This is a genomic window from Streptomyces sp. NPDC043861 (assembly GCF_056435905.1).
This window is the reverse complement of the sequence record NZ_JBWKDP010000006.1, coordinates 275,630-294,834: the sequence shown is the minus strand read 5'-3', so window position 1 is coordinate 294,834 and position 19,205 is coordinate 275,630. Positions and strand designations below refer to the sequence as shown.

The following is a 19,205-nucleotide window of genomic DNA, read 5'->3' as shown; positions in this document are numbered from 1 at the left end:
TGCTTGCCTCGCTTTCCACGTGTGTGGGGGACACGTTACGTGGCTGGTGCACCCGGCGTCAGCGCCCACTTGGCGTCAGTCCCCGGTCGGCCGCCGCGCCCCCCGGACGGACGAGGCGGCGGGGGCGGCCGCGCGGGGGATCCGCCTTTCCCAGGTGCGGTGGAACACCACCTCCTGCCCCTGACGGCACACCACCTCGTCCGAGGTGAGGAAGTCGGTGGTGTCGCAGGCGATTTCGGAGCGGGCTTCGATGCGGATGTCCCACGCGATGTCAGGACGGTGGAGACGGATCCTCCAGTTCGAGTGGGTACGGGCGGACAGCGGATCACGCTCCTGGACCGTGTACGTCTCCAGCGCCTCCTCGGTGACTTCGAGTCCGTCGGGGTACACGCGGGTGCCCTCTTCGCCGGCGGCGGTCTCGAGCCGCCATTCACCCTTGGCGACATCGCGGACGATCACCCGCGCGGGGCGGGGCGCGTCCAGGGTGACCGGGGTGACCACGCCCAGCGGTTCCGACTGCTCGGGGCCCTCGAAGGCGATCGGTTCGGCGGTGGTGGCGCGTACGGGAAGTTCGAGGGAGGAGCCTTCCGGGTCGAGAGTGAAGACCGTCGGGCCGGCCGCCGGCCAGAGCAGTGGCCAGTACGCGGAGGACACGGAGAGCCGGATGCGATGGCCGGGCGGGAAGGTGTACCCGGTGCCGCTCAGCTCGAAGGCGAGGTCCTCGGACCCACCGGGCCGTCCTGCTCCGCCCCGTCCGCCTCGGGCTGCGATTCCGGCGGCGCCACGGGCGATCAGGGTGGACGAGCCGTCGGGGGCCACATCGCAGAGGCGGGCGACGGCGTGCCCTCGGGGGGCGTCCGTTCGGAGCCGCAGAGTCACCCGGGGTCGCCCGAGAACCGAGAGGGGTTCGGACACCGCGAACTCGAAGCAGACGGATCTGGCGTCCTCCTCGCGCTGGTCGGGCGGCAGGTCGGCGTCTCCGCCCCGGGGGAGGGAACTGCCCGCGTCGATTCCCGTGTGCTGGGGGGATGCGACGGGAAGGAGCGGGCCCCGGAACGCGTACTCCACGGAGGCGATGTGCCGGGACGGCCAGGTGTCGTCGCCTGTCCAGTGGCCGCGCAGTTCGCCGTACGTCGTCGCGGGCGGGCGGGAATCGCCGATCCAGGAGCGCAGCAGCGGCCAGGACATCGGGTCCGTGCCTCCGCTGCCCGGGCTGCTGCCGGAGGCGGCCTTCAGCCAGTGGTCCCACCAGTGCAGCGTCTCCTGGAGGAAGCCGATCGCAGGGCCGGGCGGGCTCTCCCGGTCCGGGTACTGATGGGCCCACGGGCCGATCAGCCCGCGTACCCGTGACGGGTCGAGGCATTCGACCAGCCGCAGCACCGTGTCGTGGTTCGGGTCGTGCCAGCCGCCCACAGCCAGTACGGCCGCCCGGATCGCGCCGAGGTCCGGGCCGGCTTCGCGGTCGAAGCCGTCCTCGCCGCGCATCCGGCGCTCGAGCCGGCCGAGGGCGAAGGGTTCCACCGCTTCGAGCCGGTTCAGCCACATGGCAAGCCACGCATCGCCGGCGAACAGCGGGTCCGGTGGGAGGGCGGCGGAGGCCGGCATGGCCGGTGCCCGGGCGTGCAGTTCCGTGGCGGGCAGGGCCTCCACCGGATGAGGCGCCTCGTCGCCGTGGCCGCCGTGGGGGGAGCAGACCGTGACGATCGCCTTCAGCGGCTCGGGCGCGAGCGCTGCGATGCGCAGACAGGTGAGGCCGCCCGGGCCGAGCCCGAACATGCCGACGTGGCCGCTGCACCAGGGCCGGCCGGCGAGCCATTCCACGACCGCCACTCCGTCGGCGACCACGGCCTCCGAGCTGGGGTCGCCCGGCATGCCCTCACTGTTGCCGTGCCCGCGGGCGTCCACCCGTACGGAGGCGTAGCCGTGGCCCGCGTACCAGGGGTGACGCTGCCGGTCACGCGGCGCGGTGCTGTCGGTCAGCCGGCTCGGGAGGTATTCGAGGAGCGCGGGGACGGGCTCGTCGGTCAGCGGCTGCCACACCCGTGCATGGAGCCCGGTGCCGTCCGGCAGCGGGACACGGATGTCCTCATGGCGGGTCTCGTACGGGAAGGAGGTGCGGATGTGCATGGGAACCCCGGGGGACGGCGAAGAGAAGGTCGGGTCCGGTCACGGTTGAGGACAAAAGCGCTACTACCGGTCATACAACCTGATCAAGAACATACCGGCGGCGGCGGGAAGGCGCCGCCGGTGATCGAAAGGGGACCGGATACGCTGACTTGAGTGATGGCAGCGACACATCGACAATCCGTGTGATCGTCAGCAGACAGGAGTACCTCTCGTGACCGTCGTCGGGCCGTTCGGGCTGAGCGTGCGGGACCAGGCTCTTGAGGCCGATGTCCAGACCGGATTGGCGGCTGTCGAGGCCGGGCTGCTCGATGCCACCAAGAGCGAGGTGCCCTTCATCACGGAGGCCGCGCAACACCTCGTCCGTGCGGGCGGGAAGCGCTTCCGGCCGTTGCTGGTGATGCTGTCCGCGCAGTTCGGCGATCCGTACGCACCGGGCATCGTGCCCTCGGCCGTCGTCGTCGAGCTGACGCACCTCGCGACCCTGTACCACGACGACGTGATGGACGAGGCCGATGTGCGCCGTGGCGTGGACAGCGCCAACGCCCGCTGGGGCAACTCGGTGGCCGTCCTGACCGGCGACTTCCTCTTCGCCCGTGCCTCGCACATCCTGGCCGACCTGGGACCCGAGGCCGTACGCATCCAGGCCGGCGCCTTCGAGCGGCTGGTCACCGGCCAGATCCTGGAGACCGCGGGGCCGCGCGACGGCCGTGACCCGGTCGAGCACTACCTCGACGTCCTGGCGGGCAAGACCGGCTCCCTGGTCGCCGTCTCCTGCCGTTTCGGCGCGATGATGTCGGGTGCCGACGAGGGGATCGTCGACATCCTCACCCAGTACGGTGAGCGGCTCGGCGTCGCCTTCCAGCTGGCCGACGACGTTCTCGACATCGCCTCCGACTCGCACGAGTCGGGCAAGACGCCGGGCACCGATCTGCGCGAGGGCATCCCCACCCTGCCCGTGCTCCGGCTGCGGGAGCAGGCCGCCGCGCAGGGGCGGGCCGAGGACCTGGAGCTGGTCGACCTGCTGGCCGGGGACCTGACGGACGACGCCCGGCATGCCGAGGCGCTGTCCAGGCTGCGTGTCCACCCCGCCCTCGAGCAGGCTCGGCGGGACACCGTGCGATACGCGGAGGAGGCGCGGGCCATGCTGGCGCCGCTGCCCGAGGGCTATGCGAAGGCCGCCCTGGTGGAGCTCTGCGACGCCGTGGTGCACCGCGCGGGCTGATCCGCTGCCCGAAGCTCTGCGGGACGGCCCCGTGCCGGGTGGACCTGGCTCCGTGCCGGGTGGGCATCCGCGCGTCGTGGCGGGCAGGGGCCCTGCGCCGTACCGGGTGGTGGGCCGTTGACGCGAAACCGGCGGAACCTGCGCTGTACGGGGCCCGGAAATGGATCGCCGCCGGGCCAGGACTCATGGCGGTGGCCCGGTCCGGCGAGCCCCTCACAGAAGCGGCCGGACGACCACATCCCCTACTGGTCGGCGGAGTTCCGGTGCCTCCGGGTCATACCGCAGCAGTACGCGGAGTTGATTCCGCGGGCTGACGCTTTCTGCAGGGCGATTTGGTCAGATGGTGTGGACGGACGACGCCGCTATCACGGAGGTAGGGCACACCATGGCACCGAACGAGAACGCATCGATCACCGAAGAGCCGGAGGAGGTCGGTCCGGCCCGCCGGAGAGCGGCGCGGTACGTCGTCCCGGCCGCGGTGGCGGGCGTTGCCGCGGCGACCATCGGGCTCGTCCCGGCGCTCGCCGCGTCAGGCGACCCCGATCTGCCGAAGATCACGGCACAGAAACTCATCGAGAAGATCGCCGCATCGGATGTGCAGCAGCTCTCCGGCACGGTGAAGATCAGCACGGATCTGGGCCTCCCCGACCTCGGCGGCCTGGCGAGCAGCCTCGCACCCGGAGCCGGCAAGGGCGGCTCGGCGTCCCCCGACGCCAGGCTGATGGAGCTGGCTTCCGGGACGCACAAGGTGGACGTCGCCGCCGACGGCCCGGACAAGCAGCGGGTCGCGTTCCACTCCGGCGGCGAGGAGTACAGCGTCACCCACAACGGTGAGGACGTCTGGGCCTACGACAGTGCCTCGGACGAGGTCGTCCACAGCAAGGACGGCGACAAGGGAGAGGGCGGGGAGCGCACGGCCCCGAAGGAGCTGCCGACGACGCCCAAGGACCTCGCCGACGAGGCGCTGAAGGCGGTGGACGACACGACCTCGGTGACCGTCGACGGCACCGGGCGTATCGCCGGCCGGGACGCGTACCAGCTCGTCATCAGGCCCAAGCAGAGCGGCTCGACGATCAGCTCCATCAAGGTCGCGGTGGACGCGGAGAACGGAGTGCCGCTGAAGTTCACCCTGTTGCCGAACGACGGCGGCAAGGCGGCGGTCGACGCGGGCTTCACCAAGGTCGACTTCTCGAAGCCCGCCGCCTCGACCTTCGACTTCGCCCCGCCGAAGGGCGCGAAGGTCACCGAGTCGGACGACCTCGACACGCTGGAGAAGGGAGCCCCGAAGGCGCCCGCTTCGCCCGAGTCCCCCGAGGAGTTCAAGGGGATGGAGGACTTCGACGGCCTGAACGTCATCGGCAAGGGCTGGACGTCCGTGGCCCAGCTGAAGGGCCCGGGCGGCGAGGGGATGAAGGCGCCGAAGGCCGGCGAGGGCGACGTACCGCCGGAGGCCGGCAAGTTCCTCGACGCTCTGGGCGACCAGGTGAAGGGTGACTTCGGCACGGGTACGGTCTTCACGACCCGTCTGGTCAACGCCCTGATGACGGACGACGGCAAGGTCTTCGTCGGCGCGGTCACCAAGGACGCCCTGGTCAAGGCAGCGAACGAGGCGAAGTAGCGGTCCCGGCGTACGGGACGACGGATGCGGGGCGCCCCATCGAGGGGTGCCCCGCATCCTGTGTGTCCAGCCGCTGCCGCCACGACGCCCGACGGCGCCGGGCCGAAACATCGCCCGAGGCCCATGGAACGGAGAGCCTGGAACGCTGCAGGGCCGGTAGCGCGTACAGCGCCTGCCGGGCCGAGCGCTCGCCGGCTCAGAAGGTGAGTTTCCAGCTGTTGATGTAGCCGGTGTCCTGTGCCGCCACGTCCTGGACCTTCAGCTTCCAGGTGCCGTTCGCGGCCTCGCTGGACGCGTTCACCGTGTAGGTCGCGATGACGTTGTCGGCCGAGTCGCTGCCACTGGAGTTCTTCAGGCGGTACGACGTGCCGTCCGGTGCCACCAGGTCCACGACCAGGTCACCGCGCCAGGAGTGCTTGATGTCCACACCCACGGCGAGGGCGGCCGGGGCGTTTCCGGTCCGGCCGGAGACCGTCACCGACGAGGTGACGGCGGCGCCGTTGTCCGGGATGGAGACATCGGCGGCGCTCTCGTAGACATCGCCCGGCGGGACCGTCGTACCGGCGGACAGGGTCCAGATCGCGTGGGCGATCGCATCGCTGTTGCGGTCGAGTGCGGTGTCGTTGATGTTCGCAGTGGTGTCGCACGCGGAGTGGTAGCAGCGGTCGAAGGCCTGGCCGGCCGTGCCGCCCCACTTCTGTGCCTGTGCGCTGCTCTTCGTGCGGCTCGCGCCGGTGAACAGCCCGCCGACCGGTATGCCCACGTTCTTGAACGAGGCGTGGTCGGAGCGGCCGTCGCCCTCGGTCTCGATCTCGGTCGGCACACTGATGCCCGCGAAGTAGTCCTTGAAGGTCTTCTCGATCGTCGGATCGTCGTCGTAGACGAAGTAGCCTGCGTTCGCCGAGCCGATCATGTCGAAGTTGAGGTAACCGGTGATCTTCGAACGGTCCGCGGACGGAAGGTTGTTGACGTAGTAGCGGGACCCGACGAGGCCCAGCTCCTCAGCACCCCACCAGGCGAAGCGCAGATGCTTGTCCGGCTGGAGCTGGGCGCGGGAGACGGCAAGCGCGGTCTCCAGGACGCCAGCCGAGCCGGAGCCGTTGTCGTTGATGCCGGGACCCGAGGTGACCGAGTCGAGGTGTGCGCCGGCCATCAGGACCCGGTTGGGGTCGCCGCCGGGCCAGTCGGCTATCAGGTTGTAGCCGGTGGCGCCCGAGGACGTGAACTGCTGGACGGTGGTGGTGAATCCGGCCGTGTCCAGCTTGGCCTTCACATGGTCGATCGATGCCTTGTAGCCGGTGCGGCCGTGCGCGCGGTTTCCGCCGTTGGCGCTCGCGATCGACTGGAGATCGCTGAGATGTGCCTTGACGTTGGCGAGCGGGATGTCCGGAGCGGCGAGCGCCGCCGGGGAAGTGGCGGCGCTCGGAGCGTCGGCGGTCGAGGTTGCGGCTGCGGTCGGTACCGCTGCGGCGATCAGTCCGGCGAGGGCAAGTGCCGTGACTGCCGCGGTGCGTCTGTGCACGGAGTGGGTCATGTGGGGGCTCCGGATTCCGTTCGGGGACAGGACGGAACGTGCGAGACACCCTGCGACGGCGGTGCCGCAGGGTGTTGGAGCTGTACTCGGTGCGGTGTGTGTGGTGAATGTTCAGCGAGACGTTGACTGACCGTCAAGGGCGGAAACCGGTCAGTCGGGTTCGGTTAACGAACGCCGTGCAAGGGGCTCCGTACGCGAGGTGCCGTGCCTACTGCACGCAGAATTCGTTGCCCTCGGGGTCCTGCATGACGCACCAATCCCCGCCCGGTTCCTTCACATGACGCAGCGCCGTCGCGCCCAGCCCCTCCAGCCGGGCCACCTCCGCGTCCCGTTGCCCCGCCTCCGCGTGCAGGTCGAGATGGAGCCGGTTCTTGACCGTCTTCGCCTCGGGAACCCGCTGGAACAGCAACCGCCTGCCGAGGCCGATGCCGGTCTCCTCCTCGTAGGGGTCGTCCGGATGCCGGACGGCGGCGAGATCACGCCATGCGCGACGGCCGTGCCGTTCCACCGTCACCTCGGGCGGTACGGCTCCGGAGCCGAGCAGCCGCTCGATCAGCGCGCTGTTGTCCTCGGGTGCGTACCCGAGCGCTTCGGCCCAGAAGTCGGCCTGGGCGAGCGGGTCGGTCGCGTCGATCACAAGCTTCCAGTGCAGGGTCATAAAAACCACTTATAGTGGTTACGTGAACCGGACGGCAATCGACTCGCCCGAAACGACCCGTGTGCAGGTACCGGGGCTGACGTTGCACACCCCGGAGGGCACGGCATTCCGCTTCGACCCGGGCGCGCTCTGCCTCGAACTGCTGCCCACCGGCGGTCCTGGCGCCCTTGCGCGCCACGAAGTGCTGAACGGCCCCGATGCGCTGGTGCGCTGGGCTGGGCAGAGCCGGCTCGCCCCGGGGATTCGGCTCACCGTCGACCAGGGGGAGACCCGGGCGGCCCGCGAGCTGAGGGATGCACTGTGGGGGCTGGCCGGTGCCTGCGCCCAGGGCCGTCCCGCAGCCCCGGAGGACCTGGCCGTCCTCAACGAGGCGGCGGCCACCCCGCCCCTCGTCGCCGGGATCGCAGCCGACGGGTCCCGGGCCTGGGCTCCCGGCGCGACCGGCACCCAGCTCCTGTCGACCGTCGCCCGCGACGCCGTCGACCTGCTCACCGGCCCGTACGCCGCCCGCATCCGCGAGTGCGGGGCTCACGACTGTGGTCTGCTCTTCGTCGACACCTCGCGCCCCGGGCGCCGTCGCTGGTGCTCGATGGAGCGCTGCGGCAACCGTCACAAGGTCCGGGCCCACCGGGCCCGCAACTTCGAAGGAGACGGGAAGATGCCCACGGGACTGACGCAGGGCGCCGGCTGGCAGATCGGCGTGTCGAGGACTCTTCCGCTTCCGGCCGACGCCGTCTGGGACTTCCTCACGAGCAGCGAGGGTGCGGCGCTCTGGCTGGGGGTGCGCGGTGAACTGCCGCGTGAGAAGGGTGAGTCGTACGAGACGGACGCCGGCATCACCGGTGAGGTGCGCAGCTTCCGGCCGGGCGACCGGATCCGGCTCACTCATGGGACGACGACCGTCCAGGTCGCCGTCTCCGCCTCCGGGCCCGGGAAGACGGTGCTCCGGTTCCATCAGGAACGCCTGGCGAATGCGGGGGAGCGCGAGCAGCGGCGTGCGCACTGGCAGTCGGTCATGACCGCGGTGCGGACGGCGCTCGGCGTTTCCTGAGAGGCCGGTTGTTCCCGTCCGGCCTCGTTCAGCTCGCTGCGGTCTCTCGCGGGGACGGCTCCGGGGCGGAGTCGGCTCCCGCGCCGGCCTGTGCGTCCCCGCCCTTGATGCGTTCCGCTGCCGCCGCGAGCCGCAGGGCCTGCGCCCTGCTGCGGCGCGCCGTGCGCAGGGCGTCCCAGGTCAGGACGGTCAGGGCCAGCCACACCAGGGAGAAGCCGGCCCACCGCTCGGCGGGCATGGCCTCGTGGAAGTAGACGACGCCCAGCATGAACTGGAAGACGGGCGCCAGATACTGCAGCAGCCCCAGCGTCGACAGTGGCACCCGGATGGCCGCGGCCCCGAAGCAGACCAGCGGCGCGGCGGTGACCACGCCCGTGGCCGCGAGCAGGGCCGCGTGGCCCGCGCCCTCGTTGCCGAAGGTGGCCGAGCCGTGGGACCCCAGCCACAGCAGATAGCCGAGGGCGGGCAGGAACTGCACGGCCGTCTCCGCGGCCAGGGACTCCAGGCCACCGATGTTGATCTTCTTCTTGATCAGTCCGTACGTCGCGAACGAGAAGGCCAGCGTCAGCGAGATCCACGGCGGTCTGCCGTAGCCGACCGCCAGCACCAGCACCGCGGCGAAGCCGATGCCGACCGCCGCCCACTGCGCGGGACGCAGCCGCTCCTTGAGCAGCAGTACGCCCATCGCGATGGTGACCAGCGGATTGATGAAGTAGCCGAGCGACGCCTCGACCACCTGGCCCGCGTTGACGGCCCAGATGTACACGCCCCAGTTGACGGTGATCACTGCTGCGCCCACGGCGATCAGGCCGAGCTTGCGCGGTTCCTGCAGCAGGGCGCGTATCCAGCCCCAGCGCCGCAGGGCCAGCAGTGCGACGGCCACGACGGCAAGCGACCAGACCATGCGGTGGGCGAGGATCTCGACGGCGTCGGCCGGCTTCAACAGCGGCCAGAAGAGCGGGACCAGGCCCCACATTCCATAGGCGCCGATGCCGTACAGCAGCCCTGCCCGCTGCACGCCCGTGCGCTCTTCGCTCTCTGCCTTCACCGGTTCTCCTGCCCTTGCCGCGGCGGCGTTCCGACGAAGGTATCGCCGGACCGGTGCCGCTGTCATGTCCGTATCGCGATACGGTCATGACGGTCGTCGGCCCGGCGAATTGCGAGCAGTGAGGAACACCCGGCGACGCGGGGCCCGGAACGCTGTCAGGGGCGCCGGTCCCGGACCGGCGCCCCTGACAGTGATTCCTCTTGGGCTGTCCCTCAGCCGACGACCGTCCAGGTGTCGTTCCCGGAGAGCAGTGCGGACAGGTCGCCCTTTCCGTTCTGCTCGATGGCGGCGTCGAGCTGGTCCGACATCTGGGTGTCGTACACAGGCCGTTCGACGCTGCGGAACACGCCGATGGGCGTGTGGTGCAGCGTGTCCGGGTCGGCCAGGCGCGACAGTGCGAATGCCGTGGTCGGGCTGGCGCTGCGCGCGTCGTGGACCAGGATCTGCGACTCGTTCTCGGGCGTGACCGCGACGACCTTCAGATCGCCCGTGGCCGTGTCACGGACGACGCCCTTCTCCTGGTCGGTGCCGAAGCGGATCGGCCGGCCGTGTTCCAGCCGGATCACCGCCTCCTCGGCCTTCTGCTTGTCCTTGAGGACCTCGAAGGCGCCGTCGTTGAAGATGTTGCAGTTCTGGTAGATCTCCACGAGTGCCGTGCCCGGGTGGTCGGCGGCAGCACGCAGCACCTCGGTCAGGTGCTTGCGGTCGGAATCGACCGTGCGGGCCACGAAGGAGGCCTCGGCGCCGATCGCCAGCGACACCGGGTTGAAGGGTGCGTCGAGCGAGCCCATCGGGGTCGACTTGGTGATCTTGCCGACCTCGGACGTGGGGCTGTACTGGCCCTTGGTCAGACCGTAGATCCGGTTGTTGAAGAGCAGGATCTTCAGGTTGACGTTGCGGCGCAGGGCGTGGATCAGGTGGTTTCCGCCGATGGAGAGGGCGTCGCCGTCCCCGGTGACGACCCAGACGCTCAGGTCGCGGCGCGACGAGGCGAGCCCGGTCGCGATGGCGGGCGCACGGCCGTGGATCGAGTGCATCCCATAGGTGTTCATGTAGTACGGGAAGCGGGAGGAGCAGCCGATGCCCGAGACGAAGACGATGTTCTCCTTCGCCAGGCCGAGCTCGGGCATGAAGCCCTGCACGGCGGCGAGGATCGCGTAGTCACCGCAGCCGGGACACCACCGGACCTCCTGGTCCGACTTGAAGTCCTTCATGGACTGCTTGGCCTCGGCCTTCGGAACCAGGGACAGCAGAGTGGACGCTGTCTCAGTCATTGATGGCCTCCTCGAGAGCCTTGGCCAGCTGCTCGGCCTTGAACGGCATGCCGTTGACCTGGTTGTAGGAGTGGGCGTCGACCAGGTATCTCGCCCGGATCAGGGAGGCGAGCTGGCCGAGGTTCATCTCCGGAACCACTACCTTGTCGTAACGCTGGAGAACGTCGCCGAGATTCCTCGGGAACGGGTTCAGATGGCGCAGATGGGCCTGGGCGATGGGCCGGCCGGCGCTCCGCAGCCGCCGTACCGCGGCCGTGATCGGCCCGTACGTCGATCCCCAGCCGAGCACGAGCGTACGGGCGCCGTCGGGGTCGTCGACCTCCACGTCGGGCACCTCGATGCCGTCGACCTTGGCCTGCCGGATGCGGACCATGAAGTCGTGGTTGGCCGGGTCGTACGAGATGTTGCCCGTGCCGTCCTGCTTCTCGATGCCGCCGACCCGGTGCTCCAGCCCGGGGGTGCCCGGCACGGCCCAGGGACGGGCCAGTGTCTGCGGATCCCTCTTGTAGGGCCAGAAGACCTCGGTGCCGTCGTCGGTGGTGTGGTTGGGGCCGGTGGCGAACTGCACCCGGAGATCGGGAAGGTCGTCCACGTCCGGGATCCGCCACGGCTCGCTGCCGTTGGCCAGATAGCCGTCGGACAGCAGGAAGACCGGGGTGCGGTACGTCAGCGCGATCCGCGCCGCCTCCAGGGCCGCGTCGAAGCAGTCCGCGGGCGTCCTCGGAGCCACGATCGGGACCGGTGCCTCGCCGTTGCGTCCGTACATCGCCTGGAGCAGATCGGCCTGCTCGGTCTTGGTGGGCAGACCGGTCGACGGGCCGCCGCGCTGAATGTCCACGATCAACAGTGGCAGCTCCAGGGAGACCGCCAGGCCGATCGTCTCGGACTTCAGTGCCACACCGGGACCCGAGGTGGTGGTCACGGCCAGCGAGCCGCCGAAGGCCGCGCCGAGCGCCGCACCGATGCCCGCGATCTCGTCCTCGGCCTGGAACGTCCGCACACCGAAGTTCTTGTGCTTGGACAGCTCGTGCAGGATGTCCGACGCCGGGGTGATGGGGTACGAGCCCAGGTAGAGCGGCAGGTCCGCCTGCCGGGACGCGGCGACCAGGCCGTAGGACAGTGCCAGATTCCCGGAGATGTTGCGATACGTGCCCGTCGGGAAGGCCTGGGAGGCCGGGGCGACCTCGTAGGAGACCGCGAAGTCCTCGGTGGTCTCGCCGAAGTTCCAGCCGGCCCGGAAGGCCGCCACATTGGCCTCGGCGATCTCCGGCTTCTTGGCGAACTTGGTGCGCAGGAACTTCTCGGTGCCCTCGGTGGGCCGGTGGTACATCCAGCTCAGCAGGCCCAGCGCGAACATGTTCTTGGAGCGCTCGGCCTCCTTGCGGGAGAGCCCGAACTCCTTCAGTGCCTCGACGGTGAGCGTCGTCAGGGGGACCGGGTGGACGTTGTAGCCGTCGAGTGAGCCGTCCTCGAGCGGGCTGGTGGCGTAGCCGACCTTGGCCATGGCGCGCTTGGCGAATTCATCCGTGTTGACGATGATCTCCCCGCCGCGGGGCACGTCGTCGATGTTCGCCTTGAGTGCCGCAGGGTTCATCGCGACCAGGACGTTCGGCGCGTCACCGGGGGTGAGGATGTCGTGGTCGGCGAAGTGCAGCTGGAACGAGGAGACACCCGGCAGGGTGCCTGCGGGCGCGCGGATCTCGGCCGGGAAGTTCGGGAGAGTCGACAGGTCGTTGCCGAAAGTCGCCGTCTCCGACGTGAACCGGTCACCTGTCAGCTGCATACCGTCACCGGAGTCACCGGCGAACCGGATGATCACACGGTCCAGGTGGCGGACCTCCTTGTCGCCGGGGGGCCTGCGCTGTCCCCCGACGACGGCCTCACCGGCGTCGTCTGCCTCGTCTGCGTGCTCGGCTGGACTACTGACCTGGCTGGTCACTGAACTGGACCTCCTTCGAGGCGGCTGGGCTGCGGCCGGCTCACCGGTCGCTCCAAGGCCAACCCTACGTCGCTAAGGGTGGCCTTCCCTGGACCGCTCATATGCTGGACGTCATTCTGAGACGCCTCTGTGCCCTGGCTTGCCATGTTCTGTTTGCCCCCCGGGTCCTCTTCCAAGGACGCTCCCTGTCCGTCCACTGGTTGCCGCGTCCGATGTATCTGACAGAGTGTCAGGTGCTCAGGAGTTGAGATAGGTCAATACGGCCAGTACACGCCGGTGGTCCCCGTCGCTGGGGGGCAGCCCGAGCTTCAGGAAGATGTTGCTCACGTGCTTCTCCACCGCTCCGTCGCTCACGACCAGCTGCTTCGCGACCGCCGAGTTCGTCCGTCCCTCCGCCATCAGGCCGAGGACCTCCCGCTCCCGCGGCGTCAGCCCGGCCAGGACGTCCTGCTTGCGGCTCCGGCCCAGCAGCTGCGCCACCACCTCCGGGTCCAGCGCGGTGCCGCCCCGGGCCACCCGCACGACGGCGTCCACGAATTCGCGGACCTCCGCGACCCGGTCCTTCAGCAGATAGCCCACGCCCCGGCTGCTCCCGGCCAGCAGCTCCGTCGCGTACCGCTCCTCGACGTACTGCGACAGCACCAGGACCCCGACCCCGGGATGGTCGCGGCGCAGCCGTACGGCCGCGCGGACACCCTCGTCGGTGTGCGTGGGCGGCATCCGCACATCGGCGACCACGACGTCGGGCAGCTGCTCCTTCGCCGCGAGGTCCCCGACCGTCTTGATCAGCGCGTCCCCGTCCCCCACGCCCGCGACCACCTCGTGGCCCCGGTCGGTCAGCAGGCGTGTCAGGCCTTCCCGAAGCAGTACGGAATCCTCGGCGATGACCACCCGCACCCTGTCCTCCACGACCTGCAGCCCCCATATGTCGAAATGCGTCCACCCCTGCCCCTCCAGCATCCCAGCATCCGGGCGCGTACGTGCTCAACACCCCTCATCCGATCCGGCGTGCCGCAGCACCGGTCCCGCTGCGTGGCGGCCGCTGTACGGCGCGTCCGGGCTGCCACGGACCCCGATGCCGCAAGGGCCGGGCCGACGCCCAGCCCGAGTGCCGGACGCTCGGCGTCCGGCACTCGGGCTGTGGATCCCGCGCCCGCGTCATACGCGCCAGGGCAGTTCCGCCGTCACCACGGTCGGCCCTCCCACCGGTGAGTTCACGACGAGAACCCCGTCCACCGCTTCGAGCCGCTCGGCCAGCCCGGCCAGTCCGCTGCCCGCCGACACATCCGCACCGCCCCGCCCGTCGTCCCTGACCTGAAGCATCAGTCGCTCCTTGGCCCGCCACACGTCGACGGATCCCTGGCGCGCCTGCGCGTGCTTGCTGATGTTCTGCAGCAGCTCGCAGACCGTGAAGTACGCAATGCCCTCGATAGCCGGAACAGGGCGGCCCGGCAGATCGACCTCCACCTGGACCGGAACGGTGCAGCGGGAGGCCACGGCCGAGAGGGCCGCATCCAGACCGCGGTCGGTGAGGACGGCCGGGTGGATGCCCCGGGCGAGGTCCCGCAGCTCCTGGAGCGCCGTCTTCACCTCTCCGTGCGCCTCCTCCACCATGCGCGCGGCCTGCTCGGGGTCCTCCTGCAGCTTCTCCTTGGCCAGACCGAGATCCATGGCGAGTGCGACCAGCCGGGCCTGCGCCCCGTCGTGCAGATCGCGCTCGATGCGCCGCAGATCGGCAGCTGCCGTGTCCACGACCACCCCCCGGTCGGATTCCAGTTCCACCACGCGGCCCTCCAGCCTGGACGCGCCCAGCAGCCCCGTGACCAGCAGACAGTCGACGGTGACGAGTCCCCGCACGATCCACGGGGTCGTCATCATCAGCAGCAGGCCTATCGCGCAGGTCGCGCCCAGCTCGAAGGGCGAGTCGAGGTAGAAGTTGCGCGTCCCGTCCCCGTACAGCTGGAGCCCGTCCTGGCCCGCGTACATCGGGAACACCCAGTGCCAGAGCGGATACGTCGCGAGGCTCCAGGCCATCGTCCAGAGGGGGACCGCGACGCAGAACGAGAACACCGCCCAGGGCAGATGCAGCAGCGCGTAGAGCAGATGCCGCCACGAAACCCCGCTCTTCAGGGTCGCGCCCACCCATGACATGGCCCCGCCCGTCCGGGGCCTGACAGGAGCGGGAGCGGCGACGTCGAGGCGCAGTAGTGCGCCGGCCCGGAACCGCTCCAGCGTGCCGAAGCCGCGGCACATGGCCAGCGCTCCGGCCAGCAGCGGAATGCCGAGGAAGGTGACCAGCAGGCCGATGCCCGTCGCCGTCAGGGAGACGGCGAGAGCGAAGAACACGATGCTGAGCGGCAGGCTCAGTACGAGATAGCCGAATTCGCGCCAGGTGCGCGCCTCGAACGGCGCGCGCAGTGCAGGGGGAAGGCGGAAGATCCGGGTCTCCGGTTCTGCGCGGAATACCGTGGCCATGGTCGTCGTCCGTTTCTTCTCGTCATCGGCTCGCCCCGCTGTGACGCACCGGGTGATTCGCTGTCCCCCATGCTGCTCAGGACGCCGGCCGGGGACCATATGGGCGGTATCCCTCTTGGGCCGGGGGTTATCCCCACCCGCGGCGGAGACCCGGATCCACGTCGACGGGCGGGTATGCGGGTGTCCGGGCGCGGCGCGGCCGGGCCCGCCCGAGTGCGTCCTGGTACGAGTGCGTCGCCCGGCCCGTGCGACCGCACGGGCCGGGCGACGCGGCCAGGGCCCCTGCGGGCGACGGCGCTACGGCGCGGAGACGTCCTGGCGGCCGGGCGGACGGACACCCGCCTTCGCGGCCGTCCCGGGTCCCACGGGTGCCCGGTCCCGCCACGGCAGTTCTGCCGTGACCAGTGTCGGGCCACCGTCCGGGGAGTCCACGACGAACAGCCCGTCCACCGCCCCGAGCCGCTCCGCGAGCCCGGCCATACCCGTACCGCCACCGAGCGAGGCCCCGCCCTGCCCGTCGTCCCGCACCTGGATCAGCAGCCGGTCCGCCTTCCGCCACACCTCCACCGACGCCCGTGCGGCCCGTGCGTGCTTGCTGACGTTCTGCAGCAGCTCGGAGACGGTGAAGTACGCGATGCCCTCGATCGCCTCGGCCGGGCGCTCCCGAAGATCCACGGAGACCTGGACGGGCACGGTGCACCGGGAGGCGACGGCGGACAGGGCGGCGTCCAGGCCCCGGTCCGTGAGGACGGCCGGGTGGATGCCCCGGGCGAGGTCCCGCAGCTCCTGCAGCGCCAGCTTCACCTCGCCATGGGCCTCGTCGACCATGGCCGCCGCCGCGTCCGGGTCCTCCAGCAGCTTCTCCTTGGCCAGGCCGAGCCCCATGGCGAGTGCGACCAGCCGGGCCTGCGCCCCGTCGTGGAGATCGCGCTCGATGCGCCGCAGGTCGGCGGCCGCGGTGTCCACGACCACCCCCCGGTCCGACTCGAGCTCCGCGATCCGCCGCTCCAGTTCGTCGGAGGGCGAGAGCAGTCCGCGGACCAGCGCCCGGTCGACGTTGGTCATGCCCCGTGCCACATACGGCAGTACCGGCCACAGCACGAGCAGTCCCACCAGGGTGACGACGAAACCGAGCACGCCCCACGGCAGCCGTATCACCTCGTACAGCACGGAGCGCCAGGCCACCGGGTCCTTCAACCCCGTCCACACCCGGGTGAAGAGGGTGTCGTCGGGCCGGTGGGGGAGACGGCTCGGCTCGTCCACCCGTACACCCAGCAGCCCCCGCGCCCGCGCCCTCTCCCACTTCCCGAGCAGCCGGGACCCGGCGAGACCGCCGGCGAGGAGAGGCAGACCGATGACCGTGACGGAGAGACCCGCGCCGACCGCGACCATGAACACCGTGTAAACAAATCCGAGTAGCGTCAACGGCAGGCCGGAGAGGAGATACGCGATCTCCCTCCAGGTGTGCCTGTCGTACGCGAAACGGGCGGGCGGCGGGCCATCGTGCTCGTCGGCACCGGCCTTGCTGGTCATGGTCATGGGCCCCAGCCTGCCGGGTCCCCTCTGTGCACGCCATGGGGTATCTGGGTGGGGCGAAGTAGGGATATCCCCACCCATCGGGCAGTCCGTCCCGACCAAGGCGTGACACAGCTGCTTACCGTGCCCTTAGCAGGGCCTAGACTCCCGTGCGAAAGGATCGTCGAACCGTCGAACCGGATCGACTGACGAAGGATCGTCGAACCAGAGCGTCGAACCGTCGAACCGTCGAACCGGATCGACTGACTGAATCGTCGGACAGGGGCAGGGAGCGAGGGACGGACGTGCCGGAACCCACCGAACCGACCGTACTCGCGGCCGACTACTTCCAGAGCTACTCGGTCGTCGGGCTGCTCGCCGTGATCGGAGTCCTCTTCGTCGCGGTGGCCTTCGGCGCGGGCCGTCTGCTGCGGCCGGTCGTACCGACTCCCGAGAAGCTGCTCACGTACGAATGCGGAGTCGACCCCGTGGGTGAGGGCTGGGCCCACACCCAGGTCCGCTACTACGTGTACGCCTTCCTCTACGTGATCTTCGCCGTCGACTCGATCTTCCTGTTCCCGTGGGCGACGGTCTTCGCCGAGGCGGGATACGGAGCGACGACGCTCGTGGAGATGTTCATCTTCCTCGGCTTCCTGGCCGTGGGACTGCTCTACGCATGGAAGAAGGGCGTCCTCGCATGGACGTGACCCCGCAGACCCCCGAGCCCGTGCTGCTTCCGGAGCCGAAGCGGCTGGGCGCCCTCGCCCGGCTCGCGCCCGAGCCGATGAAGGTGGTCCTGAACTGGGGCCGCCGCTACAGCCTCTGGGTCTTCAACTTCGGGCTCGCCTGCTGCGCCATCGAGTTCATCGCCGCGTCGATGGCCCGGCACGACTTCATCCGGCTCGGTGTGATCCCCTTCGCGCCCGGACCGCGCCAGGCCGATCTGATGGTCGTCTCCGGAACGGTGACCGACAAGATGGCGCCCGCGGTGAAGCGGCTGTACGAGCAGATGCCCGAGCCCAAGTACGTCATCTCCTTCGGAGCCTGCTCCAACTGCGGCGGCCCCTACTGGGACTCGTACTCGGTGACCAAGGGCGTCGACCAGATCATCCCCGTCGATGTGTACGTCCCCGGTTGCCCGCCGCGGCCCGAGGCGCTGCTCCAGGGCATCCTCAAGCTCCAGGAGAAGATCGCACGCGAGTCGCTGGCCGAACGCTACGGCTCCGCCCCGGGCCGGGCTTCCGTCGGTGAGCTCCGCAGCGGTCTGGTCACCCCGCCTCCCGCCCCGGGAGCCGCCTCGTGACCGCCTTCGAGGCCGAGGTCGCCGAGCGCTTCGGACCGGACGCCACCGCCGAGGCGGCGTACGACGTGCTGACGGTGGACGTGCCGCCGGCCCGCTGGCTCGATGCGCTGCGTACCGCCCGTGACGAGCTCGGCTGCACCTACTTCGACTGGCTGAGCGCCGTCGACGAACCCGGCACCGGCTTCCGTGTCTGCGCCCATGTCGTGGCACTGGGGTCCGGACCCGGGGGACACACGGTCCATCGGCTTCTGCTCCGCACGACGGTCCCGCACGACGCCCCCGCCCTTCCCACGGCCGTCGGCGTCTATGCGGGAGCGGCGTGGCACGAGCGCGAGACGTACGAGATGTTCGGCGTCACCTTCACCGGCCACCCGCACCTCGTTCCGCTGCTGCTCCCGGAGAGCTTCGAGGGCCACCCGCTGCGCAAGGACTTCGTCCTGGCGGCACGGGTCGCCAAGGCATGGCCGGGTGCGAAGGAGCCGGGGGAGTCCGCGGCAGGCGATCACGGCGGGCCGAAGCGCCGCCAGATGCTCCCGCCCGGTGTCCCCGACCCGAACGAGTGGGGTCCCCTCAAGGGTCAGCTTCCCCCGGCCCCCGCCCGCCCCGCGCGCACCCCGCGCGCCGCGGGGGAGCGTCCGCCGCGGCGTACCCGCAGCGTGACGGAGGGCTCGGCGAGCCAGACCCCAGAGACCCCCGCAACCCCGACTCCTCCGGCCCGCCGCGCCGGTACCGCGTCCGGCGGCTCTGCCGGCCCGCGCCCGGCGGTCTCCGAGCAGCCGACGGCCGACGCCTCCGCCGCGGGCGCGCCGGATGCCTCGCCGTCGGAGGGCAAGCCGCCCGCCGCCGGGACGTCCGCTGCGACGCCCCGTCGCGCGCGCAGCGCGAGCGAAGACTCGGCGACGCAGCGCGCGGAGACGACCGCTGGACCCGAGACGGCGGACGGTCCCGAGACGACCGCGGGACCCGAGGCGCCCGCGGGACCCGAGGCGGGTGGACCCGTGGCGACCGCCGGACCGGAGGCAGCCGGACCGGAGGCGTCTACGGAACCCGAGGCGACCGCCACGCCGGAGGGTGCAACGTCGCAGTCCCGTCCGCGGCCCCGTAGCGCCGATGCGCCCTGGCATCACGCCCGCCCGGCGTTCGACGACGCCGTGCCCGAGGCCCAGCCCGAACCGCAGCCGAAGCCTCCGGCCGGACCCCAGCCGGAGGCACCTGGGCCCACCCCGGAACACGAGGGCCCTGCAGGGCCGGCGGATCCGGCGCAACCCGCGCCCGAGGCCGGACGTGAGCCCGGTTCGGATCGCGGCAGCGAGACCGAGCGTGAGCCCGGTTCGGATCGCGGCAGCGAGGCCGGACGTGAGCCCGGTTCGGATCGCGGCAGCGAGACCGAGCGTGAGCCCGGTTCGGATCGCGGCAGCGAGGCCGGACGTGAGCCCGGTTC

At 70.6% G+C, this 19,205-nt stretch carries 15 protein-coding genes and 1 pseudogene; 7 read left to right on the top strand and 9 right to left on the bottom strand.

Annotation, left to right across the window (positions count from 1 at the left end):
* Positions 1-75: 75 nt before the first annotated feature.
* A complete protein-coding gene (locus tag AC068D_RS17145) occupies positions 76-2,127 on the bottom strand; it encodes a CocE/NonD family hydrolase (protein WP_478823822.1) in 2,052 nt (683 codons plus the stop codon).
* Between the two features lie 211 nt (positions 2,128-2,338).
* On the opposite strand from AC068D_RS17145, the gene AC068D_RS17140 reads away from it, so the two are divergent.
* Positions 2,339-3,349, top strand: coding sequence for a polyprenyl synthetase family protein (locus AC068D_RS17140; RefSeq protein ID WP_478823821.1), 1,011 nt, complete (start codon positions 2,339-2,341; stop codon positions 3,347-3,349).
* A 385-nt stretch (positions 3,350-3,734) separates the two neighbouring features.
* Positions 3,735-4,967, top strand: a complete 1,233-nt coding sequence (locus tag AC068D_RS17135) for a LolA family protein (RefSeq protein ID WP_478823820.1) — start codon at positions 3,735-3,737, stop codon at positions 4,965-4,967.
* A 196-nt stretch (positions 4,968-5,163) separates the two neighbouring features.
* Here AC068D_RS17135 and AC068D_RS17130 read toward each other — a convergent pair whose 3' ends face one another.
* Both AC068D_RS17130 and AC068D_RS17125 read right to left on the bottom strand, forming a co-directional pair.
* The gene (locus AC068D_RS17130; protein ID WP_478823819.1) at positions 5,164-6,501 is read right to left on the bottom strand and encodes a M28 family metallopeptidase; all 1,338 of its coding nucleotides are present in this window, start codon (positions 6,499-6,501) and stop codon (positions 5,164-5,166) included.
* 208 nt (positions 6,502-6,709) lie between these two features.
* Positions 6,710-7,159 (bottom strand): VOC family protein, encoded by a 450-nt coding sequence (locus tag AC068D_RS17125; RefSeq protein ID WP_478823818.1) that lies wholly within the window; start codon positions 7,157-7,159, stop codon positions 6,710-6,712.
* Positions 7,160-7,196: 37 nt separating this feature from the next.
* Between AC068D_RS17125 and AC068D_RS17120 the strand changes: the two are divergent.
* Together AC068D_RS17120 and AC068D_RS17115 are read left to right on the top strand one after the other, a co-directional pair.
* Positions 7,197-7,811, top strand: a pseudogene (locus AC068D_RS17120) (CGNR zinc finger domain-containing protein); the annotation flags it as partial.
* A 6-nt stretch (positions 7,812-7,817) separates the two neighbouring features.
* The gene (locus AC068D_RS17115) at positions 7,818-8,210 is read left to right on the top strand and encodes an SRPBCC family protein (protein ID WP_478823923.1); all 393 of its coding nucleotides are present in this window, start codon (positions 7,818-7,820) and stop codon (positions 8,208-8,210) included.
* Between the two features lie 28 nt (positions 8,211-8,238).
* On the opposite strand, the gene rarD is transcribed toward AC068D_RS17115, so the two are convergent.
* The 6 genes from rarD to AC068D_RS17085 all read right to left on the bottom strand — a co-directional run bounded on the left by rarD (position 8,239) and on the right by AC068D_RS17085 (position 16,485).
* The gene (gene rarD / locus AC068D_RS17110) at positions 8,239-9,258 is read right to left on the bottom strand and encodes an EamA family transporter RarD (RefSeq protein ID WP_478823817.1); all 1,020 of its coding nucleotides are present in this window, start codon (positions 9,256-9,258) and stop codon (positions 8,239-8,241) included.
* 212 nt (positions 9,259-9,470) lie between these two features.
* On the bottom strand, positions 9,471-10,532 hold the full coding sequence (locus AC068D_RS17105) for a 2-oxoacid:ferredoxin oxidoreductase subunit beta (RefSeq protein ID WP_478823816.1): 1,062 nt from the start codon (positions 10,530-10,532) through the stop codon (positions 9,471-9,473).
* Positions 10,525-12,471: a 2-oxoacid:acceptor oxidoreductase subunit alpha gene (locus AC068D_RS17100; RefSeq protein ID WP_478823815.1), complete on the bottom strand. Its 1,947-nt coding sequence runs from the start codon at positions 12,469-12,471 to the stop codon at positions 10,525-10,527. The genes AC068D_RS17105 and AC068D_RS17100 overlap by 8 nt, the downstream gene beginning before the upstream one ends.
* A gap of 237 nt (positions 12,472-12,708) precedes the next feature.
* Entirely contained in the window at positions 12,709-13,368 is a 660-nt protein-coding gene (locus AC068D_RS17095; protein WP_478823922.1) for a response regulator, read from the bottom strand.
* A gap of 261 nt (positions 13,369-13,629) precedes the next feature.
* Complete coding sequence (locus AC068D_RS17090) at positions 13,630-14,946, bottom strand: sensor histidine kinase (protein ID WP_478823814.1); 1,317 nt, start codon at positions 14,944-14,946, stop codon at positions 13,630-13,632.
* A 297-nt stretch (positions 14,947-15,243) separates the two neighbouring features.
* Positions 15,244-16,485 (bottom strand): sensor histidine kinase, encoded by a 1,242-nt coding sequence (locus tag AC068D_RS17085; protein WP_478823813.1) that lies wholly within the window; start codon positions 16,483-16,485, stop codon positions 15,244-15,246.
* Between the two features lie 281 nt (positions 16,486-16,766).
* Here AC068D_RS17085 and AC068D_RS17080 point away from each other — a divergent pair, with 281 nt between their 5' ends.
* The 3 genes from AC068D_RS17080 to AC068D_RS17070 form a co-directional block, all read left to right on the top strand.
* Positions 16,767-17,168: an NADH-quinone oxidoreductase subunit A gene (locus AC068D_RS17080; protein WP_478823812.1), complete on the top strand. Its 402-nt coding sequence runs from the start codon at positions 16,767-16,769 to the stop codon at positions 17,166-17,168.
* Positions 17,159-17,764, top strand: coding sequence for an NADH-quinone oxidoreductase subunit B (locus AC068D_RS17075; RefSeq protein ID WP_478823811.1), 606 nt, complete (start codon positions 17,159-17,161; stop codon positions 17,762-17,764). Before AC068D_RS17080 ends, AC068D_RS17075 begins: the two co-directional genes overlap by 10 nt.
* On the top strand, positions 17,761-19,205 hold a 1,445-nt coding region (locus tag AC068D_RS17070; RefSeq protein ID WP_478823810.1), incomplete at its 3' end, for an NADH-quinone oxidoreductase subunit C. The genes AC068D_RS17075 and AC068D_RS17070, both read left to right, overlap by 4 nt.